The organism is Maribacter sp., from assembly GCF_049667165.1.
In the GTDB taxonomy this organism is placed as follows: Bacteria; Bacteroidota; Bacteroidia; order Flavobacteriales; family Flavobacteriaceae; genus Maribacter_A.
On sequence record NZ_JBATHS010000013.1, the window covers coordinates 1 to 3,206 of the forward strand.

The window sequence follows — 3,206 nt, forward strand, 5'->3', positions numbered from 1 at the left end:
CTGCTTTCCGACGAAAAAAGGGGCAACACCGGAGGTAATCTTTATTCCTTGAAAATCCCAAGATAATACAGTGGCCACACTTTTTGACTTGGATCCGTACTTAAGTTAAAACCCGAATCCCATTCCAAAGGTAAAACGGGGTCCGTCAACACTATCGAATAAAGCAAAGTTCAAAGACAACAAATCGGCCGCATTTAAGAATAATCCGCCACCGTAGGAAGTATGCCACGTATCGGAATCCATTTCCGGTGTCCAAACACGACCATAGTCATACCCACCATACAGCCCCATGTTAACGGGTAAGAGCCCTGTTTTCATCCGTTTGAAACTATATCGTATATCCGTGTTCTGATAAAACGATTTTTTACCAGAAAACCGTTGGTTTCTAAATCCTCGTAAGCCATCCAATCCACCAATGCTGGCCGCTTGGTAAAATTCATAACCATCGCCAATATTAAACTGTGCCTTCCATTTGGCCGCGAGCACCAATTTACCATTGGGCACCAACTTATGATCAAAGGAGAAGCTAGGAACAACATAACCATAGTTCTGTTTCCCTCCGTCAATACTGGTTTTATAACCTATTTGTACCGAGGTAGCCATGCCCATTGTGGGAAAGGCAACGTTATCGCTATTTGAAAAGGTATACGCAATTGCTGTGCCCATGAAATTTTTTCGATTCTCCTCGCCATTGGCCACATAAAACGTGTTTATGAATCTCCCATTCGTTTCTTCAACCTCGACACTTTCATAATTCACGCCAATGGTCAATTTTGCCCCAAGATCACTCCTCCAGACCAAGGAAGGATTGAAGACGATGGTCTGTAGTTTTACACGGTTGAAATCTCGACCCAGCGTAGCATCTAAATTTTCGGTCTCATTGCCCCAACCAAAGAAATTGATGCTGTAATTAGGGCTCGTAAACCTAGTGGCCAATAAAAGGTTGGCTTTACCCAAGAACCCCGAAAACTCCCCCTTATATCCCATATCATATCCACTGGTTGCAAAGTAATAGGCAGCATCAACGGTATGTTGGCTTGTAAACGGATGTTGCCGAAAACCATTAAAAGTATACACATCAGTGAACCCGATTTTAAATCCGTCATCGGGATTTGAACCTATTACGGGAATAATTTGATTGGTACTCGTTTTATATTTTATGGGTTGATAGGTATTGGTCTGATATTCATTGGTCAATCTTAATTTTGCAGACGAAATATTCTTGAAGGTATTCTTTTTTACTTTCTGGTCGTAGATGTAGACCCCTGTACTATGCTGAACATCATATACATCATTATTTTGCCCACCTACCAATCGTATTTTAATCTTTCCTTTTTTGCCTTGTACCTGAAATTGATCATCGTCGTCCAAGCCATAGATCCAAATCTCTGTGGTTATATTGGGATCAAAGTCCTTCTTGAAAAACACATCATCTTTTACCCCCTTTTTAATTCGTTGGCCAACTACTTGTGTCTTGCCATTGGTCAATTCGGTAATGGTGAAGAAATCATCCTTATCGGTACCGGTAACCATGGCGTACCTATTGAGTAGCCCATAATATTCCTCGGCAGTTTTTTGAAGCATGTCTTTTCTTGCCATCAACACCTTTTTGATTTTGGCAATGTTCTCATCACGAACCTCAATAGGAAAGTTTTTGAAGGCCTCATCGATGACCGACTCCGTTATATTCTTCTGAATACTTAGCGCCTGTTGCTGCCATTGATCACCCGTGGTTTCGGACAAAAGAGCCAAATCGAGCGCATACGCCCTTGGGGATCCATTAAACCCCTTTACACTTCTGATCTCCTCATTAAAACCTTCCAATAAGGTAAGTCCGGGAATAATGCGGGTTAGCATGTTCATTAGTGGTCCATCGCCCATAATTGAAAATACTTGATCCCTATCCCTCGGTACGGGTCTATAAACAATCTTTCCCTTTTCAATATCCTTGAATTGGGCCCAACGCCACTGATCGGTATGCCGGTCCCAATCGCCAACCATCATATCGAACAAACGCGCTTTGATATACGCTTCCGTATCAACTTGGTATTTTTCATCCTTCCTTAGCTTTTTAAGCATGTCATCGGTGCTGTCCATGGTATTCGAATATCCAAAGCTTCTTTGATTTCCATGTCCACTGTCAGTGCGCTCTTCGATCATGTAGAGTTCATCCCCAAATTCATCATTGAACTCTGAAAGAGCCTTCTGCTTTGGAACATAATAAAGCTTCGGATTGGAATGGTAAATACCCACCGCATCGGACAAGGCACCAACAGTAAAAGCGGCATAGGGGTGGGAGCCGGTATAAAAATCCTCCAACAGACCTTCAGTATAGGTATCCTCAAACTCACCAACAACATACTGTTGTTTAAACGCCATAGCTTGTAGATATATCTCGGCACTTTTCCGTAGGGCCCTCATCACATATTCCCTACCTTCCTTATCGACCAGCCTGAGCGACCTGGATTGATGTCCTCCCCCTTTGCGCACGGCCTTAAGTCCCCCTAACAACGTATCCAAATCAACTACTCTTGCCGTGATCTTTTTCGCATAGACATCCCGATACCGCTCCCCCCAAATCGTTTTGAAAAATTTACCTTTATCGACTTCTTCATCGGTGTAAATCGAAGCTTTTATCTCGTTCGGAAACTTTTTGGGGTAATTATTCTGTGTAGTATCCTTTTGCGCTGACAACACCTCTGTGGTAAATAGAAATTCCTCTTCCCCCGCTGCTCCAATCCCATAATACCGAATTCTTGAGGATCCATCCAAATATACCTCCAAAATTGCATAACCCAATCTTCCTGTTGAGAATTTGCTGCCGTTCATTAATCGAGTCGCTTCTTCCTTGGCCCCTGCCCCACTGATAATCTGCGGGGTATTATCCTCTACGATATATTGCAGGGTATGCTCATGGCCTGAGGCCAATATCACCTTTTCGGAATATTGCACTAAGGTCATTATACGTTTTCTCAACTCACGATACCTTTTATTATTAAGATCTTCTGTCGATGCTCCTGTTGTTTTACGCAAAAGATTGATCAAGGATCCGAGAATGGGTAAGGGTATTTTACGTCCAGTTGGGTACAACTGACGTTTCAAGGAAAATTGACCCCCGTGATGACCATAACTGGCCATCGGATGGTGCAAGGCGATGAGGGTAGTCTTATCAGCATTCTTGGTGATCAACCCCTCCAATTCCTCAA

General features: G+C 42.9%; 1 protein-coding gene. It reads right to left on the reverse strand.

Annotation, left to right across the window (positions count from 1 at the left end):
• Positions 1-105 precede the first annotated feature (105 nt).
• Positions 106-3,206, reverse strand: a 3,101-nt coding sequence (locus WBM98_RS00435) for a BamA/TamA family outer membrane protein (RefSeq protein WP_424364037.1), incomplete at its 5' end; no start/stop codon positions are given.